We start from the raw sequence: 18,620 nt of genomic DNA on the forward strand, positions 1-18,620 counted from the left end.
AAAACAAAAAATCAATACAAGTTGCCTAGCTAACTGCTACTTGAAAGGGTGCAACGCGCCAGAGTTGTTCTAACTTTGCCGCAGGCATTGTCAAATAAAGAATATCTCCTGCACTTAGCGAAGCCTCTAATAAATTCCATCCATGAATTGTTTGGCAAGAAGTTTCGATATAAAGCGGGACAAAATCTGCTGTCATTGAAGCTTCACACACTGGTTTTCCGCAGAATGGATGATTGGGAGTAATCATTGTTGCGATCGCGACCCAGAGACTATCAGCGACAATGCCATTACCGAGAATACGTCCACCTAATGCCGAGGAGGCAAAGGCAGGAGCCGCAATTTCGGGAGGACTGAGAACTGACTCAAAATCAAATACTTCCTGTGCCATGCTGGCATAGTAGGGATCGTCGTAGCGCACCACCACCCGACATCGGGGCGCAATGCCCTTAGCATTGAGTGCAATTTCGAGATTGTCTGTGTCATTGCTTGTGACCGCAAGTATACTTTCCGCTTTTTCGAGATTGGCAGCTTTGAGCGTAGTCGGCAGGCTAGCATCACCATGAAGGACGGGAATACCATTCGCTCGCACGGTATCTAAAAAGCGATTATTTAAGTCGCGTTCTATCACCAAAACTTCGTAGCCATAGCTGACTAGTTGCAATGCTGTCTGCACGCCAACACTACCTAAACCGCAAACCACAATATGATTTCGCTGTGGTACTCGCGCTGCATCCCAAAAGTTTCTCAGTCTGGAGCCAAGAATAAAATCATTTAAGATTGCGTAAAAAATCCCAACTACCGCCGTACCAACCAGCATCATTACAATCGTAAAGACTTTGATGCTATCAGCAGAATGTTCCACAACCTGCTCGTTGCCACCAGCTCCTGTAATCATACCCACCGAGAAATAGAGCGCATCTACTAACGAAACTTTCAGCTGGAAACTGGTATATACCACCGTTGCCGAAAAAATTGTGAGTAATAAGGCGATCGCAGTAAATAACACGGCTCTTCCATGCACATGAAAGTGTCGAATGCTCATGAAGAGCTTCGATATTTTCTGCAAAATCGGGCGTGATGCAGTGCGCACACTGGGTTGTGTACCAAGTAATAGGCGATCGCCTCTTTGTAATGTACGACCATTGAGAACGGCACTCACCAGATCGACTTTGCTTTCGTCATAGGGCAAGTAATAGATCAACATGCGAGTGCGATCTTCCCAAAACTCCGATAGTGGTTTACCTAGCCAAGGATGGCGATCGTCGATATATTCTTCGTGAATCGGCCAAGTCTGGTTGAATAGTCGCAATTGCCCGATCGCTTCACTACCCATTGCGCTAAAGGCAAATACTGGCGCAGCTAGGGCTGCCACACTCATGGTCAAATGATTGGGCAATGTCAAGTCGAGACGCACGCCCAAACTGGAGTTAAACAAGCGATTAATAATCCTGACATGGGGATTAAGTACTCGCGCTTGCATTAAAATTGTGAGGTTGCGGGTTTCATCGGCTCCCGCCAAAATCAAGGTTTGCGTGTCTCTAATTCCTGCGGCAATCAAAGTATCCGCCGCCGCCAGATCGCCAATCACTATTTCGGCATCGGGATGATGTATTGGGCGATCGTGAATGCCGACCACAAGACAGCCTTGCTGCTTCAGCAGGCTCAAAATCTTATAACCTGTTCGGTCTAGACCACAGATGATAATGCGGGGTTTCATTGCTTATGTGCGATCGCGATCGCTACCCATAGAACTATCGTAACTATTGTGAGCTATAGATGACATTGTGACTGTAGCTGACAGCACGAATCAATCCCAAATTTGTAAGGTTGCGTCCAGCAGGGACGCAACCTTACAAATTTGGGTAATTTATGGTAAAAAGATTCGCTTTGCGCCTCGATAATTATCAACATCAAGCGCAATTTCAATCAGCTTTTCAACACAGCGATTTCGATATTCAGACTCATTTAGTAGTCGATCAGCATTGCTAATTGTGATTACAGGCAAAGATTCTGAAGTGTTTTCCTCACGCATGACTTGCTCTAAAGAATCCTTACCTTTCATACTGCGATTTGCAGTAAGTAGAATCATCTGATTCTTTTGAGCTAATCGCCACACAACCCTATCATCGCTATCAATTGGTAAATTGATTTCTGTAAATGTGAAAAATTGGATCGGAATAATATCAAGCCAACCTTGACTAGCGATCGCGCCAAAGAACACTAGAGCATGACCTTTGAGGTTGTGATCAATCAAGAAAATCATACTTTGGCTTCACGACTTGCTTTTAAAGCATGTAGTTTTGCCCAAGCTGCTTCAGTTCCAGTCTTGGGTGGTAATTTTGCAATTCGATTAATTAGTTCGCGATTTTGCTCTTCGTAATATTGTCGCAGTTCTTCCGTTTCTCTAAGAACTCTTTGATACTCTAATTCAACTTCTGCGCGATTTTTGTCAATATAATCTAAGGCAATTTTAATTTGCTCTTCTGTTAGATCGAATAATCCTTGAATAAATTTACGCGGGTATTGAGCCGTTACGTAGTCCATCACATCGTAAAGAGTGATGCGCGTACCAGAGATCGTCAGTCCGCGCTCTGTGCGGATGATTTCTGGCTGTTGAATGGGTGATGCAACCATATTGAAACCTCATGGCTTTTATCTTTACTTGATACCTATCCTGAATTATAACTTGAGTCCCAAACCCAAACCCGTAAGGTTGAGCCCCGCAGCGTCACAACCTACGGGTTTGGGTAATTATTATGAAAAGTCAAGTTTTCGCCCAATCATCACTTTAATCCTATGTAGCAATGAGTCCTAAAATATGTCAAATTAGAGGATCGCAGCATAGTTAAAAATTACCTCGATAAACGAAGTTTAAATTAATGACATTAAAAGTTGGAATTTTAGGATTTGGCGGATTAGGTCAGGCGGCGGCAAAGTTGCTCAGCGCCAAGCAAGAAATGCAGTTGGTCGTAGCCGCCGATAAGGAAGGCTTTACTTACGATCGCAATGGACTCAACGCCGCAGATGCGATCGCTGCCTATCAAAGTAAAGGTTCTCTAGGTTATCTCGAATCATCGGGCATCTTGACCCAAGATAGTATTGCTGAGGCGATCGCTACGGCAAAGGATGTGGATGGTTATTTCTTGGCATTGCCAAATCTACCCAATACTTTCATGGCAAGTGTTGCCAAGCAATTTATTGCTTCAGGTTGGAAGGGTGTGCTAGTTGATGCGATCAAGCGCACTAGTGCCGTTGAGCAAATGATTGCTCTTGCTCCTGAACTCTCGGCAGCAGGAATTACTTATATGTCTGGTTGTGGCGCAACCCCAGGGTTGTTGACTGCGGCGGCTGCGATCGCAGCTCAGAGCTTTGCGGAAGTCCATAAGGTCGAGATTACTTTTGGGGTTGGCATTGCGAATTGGAATGCCTATCGCGCTACGATTCGTGAAGATATTGCGCATATGTCGGGCTATACGGTGGATATGGCTCAGGCGATGACTGATGCGGAAGTGGAAGCTCTGCTTGAAAAGACCAATGGTTTAATCGCGTTGGAAAATATGGAACATGCTGATGACATCATGCTGGAGCGTGTGGGTATTTGCGATCGCGATCGGGTGACTGTGGGTGGTGTGGTTGATACGCGCAATCCGAAGAAGCCTTTGAGCACGAATATGAAGCTGACAGGTCGTACTTTTGAGGGCAAGATTTCGACGCATACTTTCACGCTTGGCGATGAGACGAGTATGGCGGCGAATGTGTGTGGGCCAGCGTTTGGCTATCTCAAGGCTGGGAAGCAGTTCCATCAACGCGGTATTTATGGGTTGATGACTGCGGCTGAGGTGATGCCTGCGTTTGTCCGTTAAGTTTCTATTTGGAACTTAGAATCTGTAGGGTGTGTTAGCGAAAGCATAACGCACCCTATGAAAGGATTTTTGACTTCTTTAAAATGCCCAGATCCCCGACTTTTTTTGTGATTATGTAGAAGTGATCTGCGATCGCAAAGAAAAAGTCGGGGATCTTAATCTCTGTATTACCCTTCAAGAAAACCTTTGACAGTGGCAATTACAACTTTTGCAACAGGATGATTGATAGCTTCTTCAAGTGTGGTAACGCTGCCTTCTTTGAGAGCATTGACTATTTTTTGCTGAAGTGTGGAATCTTTTTTGATTGCATTGACAGCTTCATCTTTAATGAGATTTTGTCCCTTTTCTGTATTGGGATTGTATTCTTCAGAAAGTTGATCGAGTAGCTCTTTGATTTCTTTGGCGGCTTGGGCAAGATTGGGAGAATAGTTGTTATTTTGTATGCCAATGTTGTCACCTGCAACATTTTGATCGCCCATGATAAATTGTCCGACTGAGTTATGGAAATTTAAAGTGTTTTGAGAATCGCTCATAGTTTGCTCTTGGCTGCTAATTTGTATAGAGGGATTGTGCTGGTTGTTTTCCATGTTGAAATTAAAATTAAAGTTAAAACGCTCTTTTGGATCGTCTTCTGGATCGAGATTTTTTGTTGAATTTTGAGGTTGTGTTCGCGATGCAATATCATCAATTAATCCTAATACATCAACGTTGTCATAGCTTATTTCACATTGGACTGTAGTTACACGCTTTTCGTAGCGTCGTTTGAGGTCAGTTAGTTTATAAAAATGTGGATCTTGGCTACCTTTACAGGTAGAACAGTTACAGGGGATGAGCTTTTGATATTTATCTTTTAGGCGTTTATAGGAATTGTGGATTTTGTCAAGTTCGTAAGTAACAGTAGTTAACAAGTCTCTTTTGTTTTTGCCAAAGACACGTATTTTAATTTCACGTTTCCCATAATTTTCTATAACTTCGGCGCGGGTGTTAATGATGTTTTTGGAATTGATGATTACGCCGCTACGCCAGACAATTTGCTTGTCCTCTTGGTTTTTCTCTATATCTTCGTGCATGGTGACGATGAACTGGCGGATTATCCCTTTAGGCATAAAGTCGTAGGTGTATCGCAAGATAAGGTTTTCAGTGTCATCCCAAGTGTATTCTGGCTGAGTTTCAGTGAGAAGCTGGGGAGCAATGTAACTACCTTTAGCTTGTGGAATTTCGTAGCAAAGTTGAAATTTTTTCATCAACTCTAACAATTCACCGTACATTCCTTCATATTCGTCAGCGCTCCAGATCGTGGCAAGGTCTTGACGGGTAAAATGTCCGTGATTGAGGATAACTCGTGAATTGTCTAAAACGGCATATGCGGCATCAGTTCCCCATTTGGGTTTGAGAATAACGGTTTTGTATAGAGATGAGGTTTCATCGTCTTGAAAGTGGAGACAGATACCCAGATCGTGAAGATAGTCGCTAAGTTGTAGTTTGTCCTTACGCTCTTTGAACCCATTGTCTTCGCAGATTTGCAGATATGTTTCAAGGGTGATGAAATTACGCGGATCGCTTTCAAGGATACGGCGAACTCTGACCCATGTTTTGGGTAAGGTTTGCCCAATGTGAGGGAGTTGGCTGAGATGATATTTACAAGCAGTTACAATAGCTTCTAGGTTGCGATTATTAGCAAGATTTGTTTCAAGGACATCTTTAAGATTATCAAACTCGTCGCGTAATTGATTGACATTGATTTCCCTTTTGCGGTCTTGTTTTTCATTTTTGACAATCAGAATTGGGCTGTTGTCGCTGAGCAGTTCAACGACGTTGAGCCAATAGTAAAAGTCGGTGTCTTCTTTGCGATTATCGGCAACAAGGACATAAAGAGAGCGCTTACTTAGAAAAAATTGATGAGTTGAATGGTAGATTTCCTGACCTCCAAAGTCCCAAATATTGATAGTAATTTGATTGCCATCTTCGCGGCAAAATGACCAATGTAATACTTCGATTCCTTTGGTACTGTCTTCTTCACAGAGTTTATAATTTGGATTGATAATCTTGTTTGCTAGTGAAGTTTTGCCTGCTCCTCCTTCACCAATAATCAGCAACTTTGCTTCATACAGATATTCTCCTCCTTCAGATTCTAATTGTTGGAAATATTCACGAATAGCATCCATACCTTTGTTAACGATCTCCATAGGCGGATTTGAGATTGGGTTTCCATATAAGTTAAATCCACTATAAATGGAAGATGAAGAAATCTTTGTTAGCTTAGTGATTGATTGAGGTAACACACTAATATTGTTACTACTTAGACCAAGGGATTGCAGATTGGTCAGCTCTGAAACCGCATCAGGAATCTCACTAATGTTGTTTTTGCCTAGAGAAAGGAATCGTAGATTGGTCAGCCCTCTGATTGCATCGGGAATCCCACTAATGTTGTTGTCGTGTAGAGAAAGGGATTGTAGATTGGTCAGCTCTCTGATCGCATCAGGAATCCCACTAATGTTGTTGTCGTGTAGAGAAAGGGATTGTAGATTGGTCAGCCCTCTGATCGCATCAGGAATCTCACTAATTTTGTTATAGCCTAGAGAAAGGGATTGTAGATTGGTCAGCCCTCTGATCGCATCAGGAATCTCACTAATTTTGTTATAGCCTAGAGAAAGGGATTGTAGATTGGTCAGCCCTCTGATCGCATCAGGGATCTCACTAATTTTGTTGTTGTGTAGAGAAAGGGATTGTAGATTGATAAGCCCCTTGATCGCATCTGGAATCTCACTAATATTGTTGAAATATAGATCAAGCGTTTGTAGATTGGTTAGATTAGTAATTACCTCTGGAATCTCACTAATGTTGTTATAGGGAATTTGTAGATCTTTAAGATTGACTAAATTCGCTAATTCAGAAGGCAATGTTTCAAGAGGATTGCCAACTTCTTCAGTTTCATATTCGTGTTCTAAAATGAAGAGAGTCCACCAAGTCCTTTTGGGTTGCGATTTTCCTAAAATTAATTTCTTCAAACTTTTGCATTGACCAATAGAAGATGGCAATTCCCTTATCCCCATACCCGCCAGATCGAGTTCTTCCCAACTTTCCCGCGCAGCTTTAGCAATTAGTTCTTCTACAGATGTAAATGGATTAGCTGAAAAGAGATTCATAATTTTCAAGGAAAAAGTAAATAGGTAAAAGGAAAAATTGGGTTGGGTTTGGGGCGATTAATTGATTCCACCATAACGCTCCTCCAACTTTTGTTGCAAAAGAGAATTCGTTTTAGCCTTCATTTCCATCGCAAAAGCCTCATCCTCAGCGATCTGTTGTCTAATTTCCCGAAAATGATCGTGATAATAAGCCAATGCAGAATAAACATCCGACAGCGTGATAGATGGATATTGAGAGACTATTTCATCAGCAGACAAACCCATCCGTTCATGCCAGATCGCAATGTCCTCAATCCTAATCCGTTGTCCAGCAATCCGAGGTTTACCACCGCAAACACCTTGAGTAATCTCAATATGGTTGTTAATTACTGTTGTCATGTTTAACGCACCCTCAACAAGTAATGCTGGCTTAAAAATAACATTATTTCTCTTGATTTTGGTAATACCCACCATCCAACGCCGCAAACTTCGTCAACTCAGGATCATTAGCAACAGGAATTTTCAAATTCACAAAAAAAGTCGGGGATCTGGGCTTGTAGGTAATTATCAAGGAAAAAGTAAAAAGGTAAAATGGGGATTTTAAAGCTATTAGGCACAACTAATCTCAAGAAAAATCCAATTTCCCCAGTTTGTAATTAGATAGACTTTCATTAATTTCAGCCAAGTCAAAAGCCTCAGCATCAAGCCCTTCCTCGTGATATTCCATCATTTCGGCATAATCTGGATGACTAGGATCTGACAAAATCTCTAACAGATCCATATAGCCCCATGCTCCACCGCAATCTTCTGGAGGACAAGCTCGTTTCCCCTTAATGCAAATAGGATACTTGAGTTTGGGATCGGGAGCTAAGATTTTCTCTAAAACAATTTTATGTTGCCAACCGTCACCCATGTCATAGATATACCTGATCCAACTTTTCTCATCGGTTAACACCTGACTAATTTTAAATTTTGCTTCATCTTTAGAAGGTGTTCCAAAATCAAACAAAGCGTCATCGGGCATTAATGGCATATAACTAGCTTCACTACTTTCAAAACTGTGTAGGTGGTAATTTTGCCAAGGCATGATTGCTTGAATCACCAGATGTAGCTCATCTAACTTCATCGTACTTTCTACTAACACCCTGCGCCAAATCGGAGGGCGAATATCTTCTAAAGTAATTTTTAGTTGCAATATTGATCGGGTTGATCGGGGCATAAGTTACTTAAAAACTAAAGGATTTTAAAATTCTACTACCTAAATAATTACATCAAGCTAAGTCTTCAACTAATCCCTAGCGATATTTCAAGGAAAAAGGAAAAAGGAAAAAGGTAAAAATTGGGTTGGGATTGGAGGTTGAGATCCCCGACTTTTTCTACTCAAGCAAAAGGAATTTGCAAATTTACAAAAAAAGTCGGGGATCTGGGCTTGTAGGTAATTATCTATGATTTATTTGTCATTAGCAAAATCTTTGGCTATTTCCTCGCCAAAAGGCGATCTCAAACAAGTAAAAAGGGGAAAGAATTAAATTCTTCCCCCTTTTTAGGGAGATTGAGAGGGATCTCTTAGGGCTTTTGAACGCAAGAAGTAATTCTTAAGTGGTTTCTAAGCCTTAGCGCTAACGATCGCTTGCAATTGTGCACAAGCCTTAGCGATCGCATCAATACTTCCAGGGTTGACTAAACCATAGTAACCAAGTGTATAGACACGATTGCTAGTTACAGCATCGAGCTTATTCCAGAATGGAGCTTCTTTGAGCTTATTGATCTCACCATCACCAAAATCAACCAAAATCAACACCTTGGGATTTGTCTCTAAGATTTTCTCAGCAGAAAGAGTGATATAGCCTTTTTGTAAGCTTTGACCTTGCAATTCAGCCGCCGCATTTTCTATTTGGAACTTGGTTAGTAAGTCTCCTGCCCAACTGTTCTTATTCGGAGCAAGGATTGGTTGAGAACTCACTAAAACTAGAGTTGATTCTGGTTTAGTGGCTTTGGTCGAGATGAAAGCTTGATAGGACTGAATTAGTGCCGTGGGATCGGCTTGAATTTCGGTAGCGATCTCCTTGGTTAATTCCTCTAATGACTGCCAACTTGTAATGCGAGAGGTCATTGTCCTAATGCCTAGCTCCTTCAGCTTAGCAAGAATCTGATCGTGAAAACCCGTTGCACCGATTACCAAATCAGGCTTGAGGGCAATGATTTTCTCTAAATTTGGAGGCGTTTGTCCTTCACTAACTTGGGGGAGCTTAGACATTTCCGCATTCTCTCTCAGCAACCGACTCCCTGGAATCCCCACTAGTTTGTTTTTATCTAATCGATAGATGATATCAGCTGAAAGTGAAGTCAAAGCAACTACCTTTGAAGCATTAGCGGGTTTAACTTCGGGAGATTTAGCTTGTGAGCTATTGACAGCAGGTGGAACTGGGGATTGAGAAGGAATGGCAGGTGTACAGGAAACAATAAATGTGGCGACTATAAGGATAATCAACCAATTTCTTAGCGATCGCATAAATTTGCATACTTGATAAATCATCTTTGTTTAATATAAAGCTTGTTAACTTCAGAGCGTAAATTAAATAACTCGCACGATTAAAACTGCGTTGTTATTGTGATGTATTTAACTTGTGATAGTTAGGACATTAGCGATCGCTTGTTTTTGCTCAGCATCATATCCCCATTTCTCAAGAAAAGCCTTGTAATCTCCAGTATTAAAAATTGCAGAGTTCTGCATTTGAACTGCAATTGCACGAACTTCTGGCAGATCTACTTTCTCGATCAAGAGGGCTGTACGTTTAGCCACGCGCTCAGAACCATGAGCTTGTTCGAGGTTGCCATTACGTTGATGGGTAATTGCCATTGCCGTTGACATAGCCAGATTTTTGACTAGCAATTCAGCGATCGCATTAGGCTCAGCTTGCAAAGCTTGAATGATTGCTTCGCTAGGAATATCCGCTAATTCCCATTCTCCTGTCAAAAAGCTTACAAAAAATCCTCTCGCTCCATTTGAGGTTTTAATAAGCGCTTCAATTTCTGATTTTAGTTGTGAAGCTTCTAAATCTTTTCGTACTCGTAAAGTTTCGGTGTAGGCGATCGCGGCTTCAAAGGTCATATTTGTCGTAGGTTTATTACTTTTAATGTTGTTGCCATCAGTTATCCAAATATTCAAAATGGCGTTGCCACTTTGAATATTTGAAATCCTCTCTGGATTTAGAGGGTGTTTGAGAAGTCTCCTAACTAGCATAAATTTCTGCTTTCCCCCCCTTAATCCCCCCTTGCAAAGGGGGGAAACTTAAATCCTCCCCCTTTGCAAGGGGGGATTAAGGGGGGGTAAAAAACTTCTCAAACACGCTCTTAGCTTTCAATCATAGAAAGTGTAATCACACTTTCTATGATTGGTATTATTTATCTGTTGCAGGTTGCAATAAACTTAGTAAATGACCTTCGGGACTACGAACGGCGGCAACTTTGCCAAAGGAAGGTTCGCGAATACGTCCCTCTAGCTGACCACCGAGTGATTCTAATTTAGCAATTGTCTCAACTAGATTATCCACATGAAAGCTCAGAATTGGAGAGCCTCCAGTTTTTGGAGACTCTTCCACTCCATGCATAATAATCTTCGTGCCATTGGCATCAAGTTCTGCCATGTTAGGACTCAGTTTAGTAATTTCTAAACCTAAACCTGAACTATAGAAGTTCGCAGCAGCAGGAACATCTTTTATCATCAGCATGATATGTCGAAATTGCACGGTCATTTTGAGATTCTCCTAATCAATATAATAAAGTGGTACTTGCGCCTTTTATCCCAATCATCAAAATGGCATTGCCGTTTTGATGATTGGAAAACTTTTAAAAAACAAATGTCAGCCCAGCCCTGAGACTAATTCCTGATTGAGCAAATCTAGCGAGATCCGTTGGGGCAGGAGCCGTAACCAGTGGGCGAACGTCAGAATAAAGGAAATATTGGCTATTAAATAGATTGAAAATTCCCATATTCAGAGTTAGCTGCGGAGTGATTTTGTAAAATCCTGTCAGGTCAATGACTGTATAACCTTGCGGTGTATAAGCATTGGCTGGTCGATTGCTTGCAAGTCGGGGTTGACCTGCAAAAGTGGCAATCAAATCGGCTCCCCAAATATTCTCAGGGGCACGATAGCGCAAGCCTGTCACCAACTTAATCGGATCAACGGTTTCCAACGGTTGATTGGTAGTTTGATTTTCACCAACCGTTAGCCCCAGAGCTGCAATCAGGCTGAATCCATCATTTGTAGGACTAAAGCGATACTCACTACCCAATTCAATTCCAAAGGTACTTGCCTTCGCCACATTCTGAGTTTGAAATAGACTCACATTTGGAATCCCGTTAACTGTTGCAACTCCCGCACTCGCAAAGGATTCAATGAAGTTACTATAGCTATTGTAAAAACCTGTGAGATTGAAGTTGAACTGGGGATAGTTAGCTCTAACTGCAATCTCAAAAGTATCACTGGTCTCAGGTCTAAGGTTAGGATTCGATAGGGTTTGGTAACGGAAAGTGGGGCTGGTGAGATTGGTGAAGCCAGAGTTAATTTCACTATATAAGGGTGTGCGAAATCCTTTAGCATAGCGTCCTGTCAATGTCCATTCTGGCGAGGCTTGCCAAACCAATCCAAGGCTGGGTGAGATTGCCGATTCACTAAAGTCAGCGGCTGTTGCAACAGGAGAATTTCGCAGATAGATTTCATCGATTTTAGTTTTGAGTTGATAGGAATCAAATCTAAGTCCTGCAATCAATGTAAAGGTATCACTAAAATCAATTGCATTTTGGACATAGATGCCCAAACGGAAAGTGTCTGAATCAGGAAAGTCCTTGACAGGGAAATTATCCGCGCCAACCACCTTAGTAGTGAAAATATTTGTTCCTGTGGCATTAAAGCGATTTTCAGTACCGTTACGAACACGCTCATTACGAGTAGTAGAAATATCAATTCCATAGGTCAGAGTATTAAGAATCTCATTGATTTTAAAACGACTTTGGAACTCTACTTCACCTCCAAGAAGGCGATCGCTAAATGTATTAGTGAGATTACGCAAACGACGGCGGTCAGCACCAGCAGCAGTTCTGACAAAATCCTGAGTACGAATTTCTTCAACATTAGAGTTTTGATAGTAGATCTGGGCTTTGGCTGCGGTCAAAAAGCTGGTGCTATTGGGATCGTTGAAATCATAGGAGATACTAAAGCGATCGCGGGAGACATTATTATCTAAAGTCTCATCCTGTCCTCGAAATCCTGTCGGTGATTGCAACCCAGTTATAGTAATAGGCGCAACTCTAAAGTTGTCGCGATTACGGAAGATCTCCGCAGCGAAACCAATTTTGCTAGTTGCATCAATACGATAGACCAATTTGCCGAGCCAGTTGTTACGCCCATTGCTACGACTATCAACAAACTCGTTACCCGTGGGAACCCTTGCCTCAGATCCATCACGGCGAGTGTAGCCGAGCAAGCCTTCCAAATTGCCATCACGGAATGCGATCGCGGCGGTATTTGTAAAACTGCGATCGGCTGTTTCCACATTAGTCGAGAGACTAGTCACCACTGATTGATCGGGGCGCTTTTTGAGTAAATCTTCGGGATCTATAGTACGGAAGCTAACCACGCCGCCCAGAGCATCGCTACCATAAAGAGCGGAAGCTGGCCCTCGGACTACTTCAACCCGTTGCAAGCTTTCAATATCAACGTAGTCACGCCCAAGAGAAGATGTGCCAAAAGAAAACTGGGCTGGAAGCCGAATCCCATCATTGAGAATCAAAACACGGTTGCCGCCTAAGCCCCGAATATTGATATCTTGCAATCCATAGCGGCGATTATTCCCAACCGAGACGTTTGGTTCGTAACGGAAGACATCGCGCAAATCCTGAGATAGATTTTGATCGATTTTGTCAGCATCAATAACTGCGATCGACCCAGGGGTTAGCCTTGTTGGTCTAGCAGTTCTTGTACCTGTGACCGTAATTTCTTCTTCAGGTTCACCATCACGATTGAGGCTAAAAAGCTGTCCTTGAGTTTTCAACGAAACTTCTTGGGTGGGTGGCTTGCCATTACCAAACACATTGACCCGCAAGGTATTCGCATCAAGTTGAGTAATGTTGATTTTGCTGATTTCAGCAGTAGGATCAGCGGCGCTAAATTCCTGCTGGTCAGGAATTGCCAGCACAGCATTGGGAATATCTGCAACCAGATTATTCCCTTCAATCCTAAATCTATTGGTGTCAATCTGAAGCGATCTCCCTTCTGCGGTTTCCAAAATAATCTCTAGTCTTGCATCACTAGGATTGATTTGAACATTGGTAACTTGAACGGGAGAAGCTTGGGCGATTTTTATGAAAAGGGGCTTCAGCCCCTTTTCTTCATCAGGATTTTCTTTCTCATGAGAAATATTTTCAGCGATCGCTAATTCTGAGAACAAAAATAATATCGGAATACTAAGCAATAAGAATACGGCATTCTTAAGCAGAATGTGATGAAATTTCATATGATGTTTGATGTCGATTTGATGTCGATAAATTGAGGGCAAGTTGGCGCTTGCCCTTTTTTGATAGCTTTGAAAGCTTATTTGGTAGGATCGCGACTCCTGACTAAAGTATGTGATGGCGACAGCAAGCAAATCTGTAAACCTACAGGAGTAATGATTGTCATTGCTTCCACATCAAAAACTTGACGTAAATTTTCAGGCGTGATCGCTTGATCAGGAGTACCGATCGCGACAATTTCTCCTTTCTTCAGCATGGCAATGCGATCGCTATAACGCACCGCCAGATTAATATCATGCAGCACCGTAACAATCGACAATTGACGCTCGTGATTGAGCATTTTCAATAGTTCCAATAGCTCTAACTGATGATGCAAATCCAAAAATGTAGTCGGCTCATCTAGCAATAGAACTTGTGGATCTTGCGCTAAGGTCAAAGCTAAAAAAGCCCTTTGACGCTCACCACCCGAAAGCTGATCCACAGGGCGATCGCTAAATTCGATTAACTGGGTTTGCGCGATCGCAGTCTCGACCATTTCGCGATCCTCTAAACTGAGATCCCATTGCCACCAAGGTTGATGAGGTGTACGTCCGAGGCTAACCAGTTGTCGCACCGTTAACCCTGATGGAACAACTTGTTGCTGTGGCAAAATCGCCAACTGTCGCGCTACCGATTGTGCAGATTGTTGATGAATCGCTTTGCCATCAAGTAAAACTGCGCCAGTTTGAGGCGTGAGGATACGGCTAAATAATCGTAATAAAGTTGATTTACCTGAACCATTTGCTCCGACTAGGCTTAGCCATTCTCCTTTATGCAAAGATAGCGACACATCCTTTAAGATCGCCTGTTTGCTATAGCCACCAAAGAGATGTTTTGATTCTAATAACGCATCAGGAATAGCATTAGAAAGATCATAATTATCCATTTCTAACCTCTCTTGCCGCGTCGATAGAGCAACAAAATAAATAGTGGTGAACCTAACAACGCAGTAACTGCACCCACAGGCAATTCCACCGTTCCTAATCGCGACAGCAAATCTGCTAGTGTTAGCACCCATGCACCACCGATCGCCGAACATGGCAAAATCCATCGATAATCAGAACCGACCAGTAAGCGCACACCATGTGGCACAACCAAGCCGACAAAGCCAATTAGTCCCGACATACTGACGGCACTTGCGGCAAGTAAACTTGCCACAGCACCGATCGCTAAACGCGATCGCACAAGTGAAGTTCCCAAACCTGAAGCCATATCGTCGCCGAGATTGAGCAAATTGAGCGGACGCGCTAACAAGCAACCAGCAATTAGTGCCATGCCCACATATGGCCCAACATTATTCACTTCAGCCCATCCGCGACCATTGAGACTGCCGATCAACCAATTTAGCGCCGACTGAATCCTGCCATCATCAGCGAGTAATAGCAATGTTGTCTGAATTGCGCCAAACATCGAGCTAATCGCCACACCCGCCAAAATCAAGCGCTCGACCGATAGTCCACCACCTAAGTAGCCAAGGGTATAAACGAGTATTGCGGTAGCGATCGCACCTAGCCATGCACCCACAGGAACCAAAGTCTGCACTACACCGAGGGTAATCATTGCGATCGCGACTAGTCCTGCGCCTGCGGAAATGCCCAACACAAACGGATCGGCAAGTCCATTGCGCAGCATTCCTTGCAACAATGCGCCCGACATTCCTAGCGCCGCACCGACTACCATCGCCGCAATAATGCGCGGTAATCGCAGTTCCCAAATAATCGTTTGATTAATTGATTCGCCTTTATGCCAGAGCGCTTGCCAGAGATCATTCCAGCTAAGCGGGACGGCTCCTTGGCATAGCGAAATTGCCATCGTTAGCAGTAGTCCCATCGTTAGCAAAACTAAAGTTGGCAGGAAGCGATCGCGCAAAAGCAAATGATTAAATTTAAATTTCTGAACTGTCATTAATCAAATCAACCTGAATAAATCTAATCCTAACTTTTGCTAAGTAAGTTGCTGAAATTAAGCGTAGACGTAGGATGGGTTAGCAATAGCGTAACCCATCATTTTTACTATTGATGCGTTACGTTGCACTAACGCATCCTACATTTAATTAAGCTTTCCTACTTATAGCTATATATTCGCTAGGTGAAAAAAATATCATTGTGAGTTTTCAGCAATCCTCCATAAAACACCTGAGGGATCAAAAACAACAAAGTCGCGCATTTTCCATTCCTGCTGTTTTGGTGGAATAACTCTCACCTTATACTTTTCAGCAATGTTGCGGCTTTGGAATTCAGCCCACCAACTATCAACATCTTCGACCAACAAATGCATCATTAGGTTTTCGGCAAGTTCCTTTACATAAAAATTCTGTAAGAAAAAGCCTACACCTGTATTACCAACATTAAAGACAGCTAGTTCCGCATCTTCATAAAATATTTCAAATCCAAGGTCTAGATAAAATGACTTGGAGAGATTGAAATCTTTTGCAGGAACAAAGGCTCTCAAGTTTATAGCATTCAAGTTAGACACCAAACTCAGACCTCAACAGCGCTACCCACTTTTTCAATCTTTGCTCAGTCAACTCCGATTGATTAGTATCATCTAGAGCCAACCCAACAAATTTACCATTGCGTACTGCTTTGGATTCATCAAATTCATAACCTTCCGTTGACCAATAACCAATGGTCTTGCCTCCACGTTCTGTGATCTTTTCTTCGAGAATACCGATCGCATCTAAGAAGTTATCCGAATAGCCAACCTGATCACCACACCCGAAATAAGCAACTTTCTTCCCAGAAAAATCAACATCATCAAGTTCAGCGTACAAACCTTCCCAGTCTGATTGCAATTCACCGATATTCCAAGTCGGACAACCAACGATTAGGCAATCATAGCCTTCAAAATCACTAGTATCGGCTTTGGCGACATCATGTAAATCCACAAGCCCAGCACCAAATGCTTTCTGAATTTCTTCAGCCGCACTCTCAGTATTTCCAGTCTGAGTACCAAAAAACAGTCCAATCTTAGCCATAGTTGTATTTTTCCTTGTTTAGAATAATGAGCAAATGTTGAGAACTTAAATAGGGGATTCCTGCAAAGACGAAAATGACCTTTCAGGGAAGTTTTGATGCAACGTTAAATAATGATTTTCCCAACTGAGTAACCCTTGTAGTCGCAGTTGATTGAGCGATCGCGTCATGGTTACTCTGGTCGAACTAATTGTATCGGCAATATCTTGATGGGTGAGCTTAAGGCAAATAGTCATACCGCGATCGCAAGATTTCCCAAACTTTCTAGACAACCAAATGAGAAACTTCTTGAGTTTGACATCAGTAGTGCGGCAATGAGCAATATTCAATAACTGTTGCGTTTGCTGACAATGGTCAATAATTGCGCTAGAAGCCTGTTCCCATAAAATCGATGGTAAGATTTCCACCTCAACATCATTCAAGCACTGCATCTGATAAGGATCGAGAGTTGACATGAGGCTACCAACAATATCGCCTTCATTCCATAGTCCCAAGATAATCTGGTTGCCGTCTTCATCCCAAGTCATCGTCCGCACAATTCCAGTTTTAATGCGCCACAACACATCACTACGAAGTGGAATATACTCGTAACGCTTGAAATAATAGCTTTTGAGTCCATGGTTGAGAAGGTGCAAAACCCTTGGCGGCGCAAGTGGAATAGATAAATGGTTATCTGCTAATTTAACTAATGTAGAATTCATTGCTTGAACCTCTTTTATTTATGTATCAGCGCCATCAGTAGCCAAAAGTTTGCCAGATAAGTTATTGATGCGATCGTTAATAAACTGCCAAGAAACATCGCCATGATTTTGTTCTCTAATATTTTTTAGAAAGCCATATTTCTACTAAGAGTTTGGCTTTGCCAAACTCTTAGTAGAAATATGAACTGTTATTCCGCAGCCGCCATATTTAGGGCGCGACTAACGCGACCGAAATCAAAGCCGATCGCTTTCAGTGCGTGATACAAATGTCCTTGCAAGAATAAGAACGCCAAGATGAAATGAGCATTAGCCAGCCAGCAGCGAGGAGTATGCGCTCCGAAGGGCAATGTCACTGTGTCAGCATAGAAAGGCATAACACTGAGCTTCACTTGCAAAATTTCGCCGTAAAATTCCACTGGATAGGCAAGAGTATTCACCGCGCAGAAGTAAGAAGCAACAAAACCAGCTAGCGCGATACCGCCTAATGAATAAGAGAGAATTGCCTCACCAGAGAAAATCAAGACTTTCTTCGCCCAAGCCAAAGGAGGCATCACGATATGCCAAACTCCACCAGCCAAAAGCATAATTCCTACATAAATATGTCCGCCGACGAGATCTTCTAAGCTATTTACATTTGCAAAATGAGTTTGATAGCCATAAATCACCAATGGATCAAGAGTTGGCGCAGCCACAACCCTAACAGCGTGAATAGTCGAGTCATAAAGCCCACCAAAGTACATTGCTTTTGCGGCAAGCAATAATGCTCCTGCTCCTAAAAACAGCAAATGATGACCCAAGATGATTCCTAATTTCCGCGAATCAGTCCATTCAAAGTGAAAATTTTGGGCAAAGCCTTTTAGCTCTTTGAGACTAGCTGGGGTTTTAGTGAGGTGAAACAATGCTCCCGCCGCCAAAACTGCGGATGAGATCAGGTGTAGTGAACCAATTACAAAATAGGAATAACTATCAATAAAGACTCCACCTTCGCCAACACCAATACCTAAAGAAGCAAGATGTGGCAGTAAAATTAAGCCTTGGCTACCCATAGGCAAATCTGCTCTATACCATGAGATTTCATATAGGGTAAAAGCACCAGCCCAAAAAGCAATTAATGCTGCTTGAGCAACATGAGCAACGATAAAAAGACCTGAGAGATCTGCAAAACGGGCATTCCCAGCCCACCAATCAGATTTAACGTTCGGATTTTCAGAGATTTGCATAGCTAATTAGATCAACAGTAAGTTACCAAAAAATTTGCAGTTTGAGTTGCAGCTAATAGGAATAAGTTGCAATAAATTTTCTTTGCTTATGCTACTAGAAAATTCTTTGTTGAGAATTACTATCATTAAAAACTTAATAAAGCTTAATATTTATAAAGAAGTGGGATAGGCAGTGCGAAGCAC

At 42.3% G+C, this 18,620-nt stretch carries 17 protein-coding genes; 1 reads left to right on the forward strand and 16 read right to left on the reverse strand.

What is annotated here, in order from left to right; genetic code table 11:
• Positions 1–25 precede the first annotated feature (25 nt).
• The 3 genes from PseudUWO311_RS21905 to PseudUWO311_RS21915 all read right to left on the reverse strand — a co-directional run bounded on the left by PseudUWO311_RS21905 (position 26) and on the right by PseudUWO311_RS21915 (position 2,634).
• Positions 26–1,717 (reverse strand): NAD-binding protein, encoded by a 1,692-nt coding sequence (locus PseudUWO311_RS21905; protein ID WP_142657354.1) that lies wholly within the window; start codon positions 1,715–1,717, stop codon positions 26–28.
• Positions 1,718–1,867: 150 nt separating this feature from the next.
• Positions 1,868–2,263 (reverse strand): ACP S-malonyltransferase, encoded by a 396-nt coding sequence (locus PseudUWO311_RS21910; RefSeq protein ID WP_142657355.1) that lies wholly within the window; start codon positions 2,261–2,263, stop codon positions 1,868–1,870.
• Positions 2,260–2,634: a DUF433 domain-containing protein gene (locus tag PseudUWO311_RS21915; RefSeq protein ID WP_103666631.1), complete on the reverse strand. Its 375-nt coding sequence runs from the start codon at positions 2,632–2,634 to the stop codon at positions 2,260–2,262. Before PseudUWO311_RS21915 ends, PseudUWO311_RS21910 begins: the two co-directional genes overlap by 4 nt.
• A 245-nt stretch (positions 2,635–2,879) precedes the next feature.
• On the opposite strand from PseudUWO311_RS21915, the gene bioU reads away from it, so the two are divergent.
• Complete coding sequence (gene bioU, locus PseudUWO311_RS21920; protein ID WP_142657356.1) at positions 2,880–3,863, forward strand: (S)-8-amino-7-oxononanoate synthase BioU; 984 nt, start codon at positions 2,880–2,882, stop codon at positions 3,861–3,863.
• Positions 3,864–4,030: 167 nt separating this feature from the next.
• Here bioU and PseudUWO311_RS21925 read toward each other — a convergent pair whose 3' ends face one another.
• The 13 genes from PseudUWO311_RS21925 to PseudUWO311_RS21985 all read right to left on the reverse strand — a co-directional run bounded on the left by PseudUWO311_RS21925 (position 4,031) and on the right by PseudUWO311_RS21985 (position 18,437).
• Positions 4,031–7,009 carry a COR domain-containing protein gene (locus tag PseudUWO311_RS21925; RefSeq protein WP_142657357.1) on the reverse strand — a complete coding sequence of 993 codons (2,979 nt, stop codon included), beginning with the start codon at positions 7,007–7,009 and terminating at the stop codon, positions 4,031–4,033.
• Positions 7,010–7,066: 57 nt separating this feature from the next.
• Positions 7,067–7,387: a DUF433 domain-containing protein gene (locus PseudUWO311_RS21930; protein ID WP_142657358.1), complete on the reverse strand. Its 321-nt coding sequence runs from the start codon at positions 7,385–7,387 to the stop codon at positions 7,067–7,069.
• Positions 7,388–7,613: 226 nt separating this feature from the next.
• Positions 7,614–8,207, reverse strand: a complete 594-nt coding sequence (locus PseudUWO311_RS21935) for a plasmid pRiA4b ORF-3 family protein (RefSeq protein WP_142657359.1) — start codon at positions 8,205–8,207, stop codon at positions 7,614–7,616.
• 387 nt (positions 8,208–8,594) lie between these two features.
• Positions 8,595–9,524, reverse strand: coding sequence for an ABC transporter substrate-binding protein (locus PseudUWO311_RS21940; RefSeq protein WP_223807688.1), 930 nt, complete (start codon positions 9,522–9,524; stop codon positions 8,595–8,597).
• An 84-nt stretch (positions 9,525–9,608) separates the two neighbouring features.
• Complete coding sequence (locus PseudUWO311_RS21945) at positions 9,609–10,232, reverse strand: hypothetical protein (protein WP_223807689.1); 624 nt, start codon at positions 10,230–10,232, stop codon at positions 9,609–9,611.
• A gap of 157 nt (positions 10,233–10,389) precedes the next feature.
• Positions 10,390–10,743 (reverse strand): VOC family protein, encoded by a 354-nt coding sequence (locus tag PseudUWO311_RS21950; protein ID WP_142657360.1) that lies wholly within the window; start codon positions 10,741–10,743, stop codon positions 10,390–10,392.
• A 94-nt stretch (positions 10,744–10,837) separates the two neighbouring features.
• The gene (locus tag PseudUWO311_RS21955) at positions 10,838–13,504 is read right to left on the reverse strand and encodes a TonB-dependent hemoglobin/transferrin/lactoferrin family receptor (protein ID WP_142657361.1); all 2,667 of its coding nucleotides are present in this window, start codon (positions 13,502–13,504) and stop codon (positions 10,838–10,840) included.
• Positions 13,505–13,581: 77 nt separating this feature from the next.
• Positions 13,582–14,427 (reverse strand): ABC transporter ATP-binding protein, encoded by an 846-nt coding sequence (locus PseudUWO311_RS21960; RefSeq protein ID WP_142657362.1) that lies wholly within the window; start codon positions 14,425–14,427, stop codon positions 13,582–13,584.
• A 2-nt stretch (positions 14,428–14,429) separates the two neighbouring features.
• Positions 14,430–15,371, reverse strand: coding sequence for a FecCD family ABC transporter permease (locus tag PseudUWO311_RS21965; RefSeq protein WP_142657370.1), 942 nt, complete (start codon positions 15,369–15,371; stop codon positions 14,430–14,432).
• 270 nt (positions 15,372–15,641) lie between these two features.
• Positions 15,642–16,016 (reverse strand): VOC family protein, encoded by a 375-nt coding sequence (locus PseudUWO311_RS21970; protein ID WP_103666484.1) that lies wholly within the window; start codon positions 16,014–16,016, stop codon positions 15,642–15,644.
• On the reverse strand, positions 16,009–16,518 hold the full coding sequence (gene fldA / locus PseudUWO311_RS21975; RefSeq protein WP_142657363.1) for a flavodoxin FldA: 510 nt from the start codon (positions 16,516–16,518) through the stop codon (positions 16,009–16,011). The genes PseudUWO311_RS21970 and fldA overlap by 8 nt, the downstream gene beginning before the upstream one ends.
• A 45-nt stretch (positions 16,519–16,563) precedes the next feature.
• Positions 16,564–17,217, reverse strand: coding sequence for a Crp/Fnr family transcriptional regulator (locus tag PseudUWO311_RS21980; protein WP_142657364.1), 654 nt, complete (start codon positions 17,215–17,217; stop codon positions 16,564–16,566).
• A 188-nt stretch (positions 17,218–17,405) separates the two neighbouring features.
• Entirely contained in the window at positions 17,406–18,437 is a 1,032-nt protein-coding gene (locus tag PseudUWO311_RS21985; RefSeq protein WP_142657365.1) for a chlorophyll a/b binding light-harvesting protein, read from the reverse strand.
• Positions 18,438–18,620: the final 183 nt, after the last annotated feature.

It is taken from the genome of Pseudanabaena sp. UWO311, from assembly GCF_006937785.1.
In the GTDB taxonomy this organism is placed as follows: Bacteria; Cyanobacteriota; Cyanobacteriia; order Pseudanabaenales; family Pseudanabaenaceae; genus Pseudanabaena.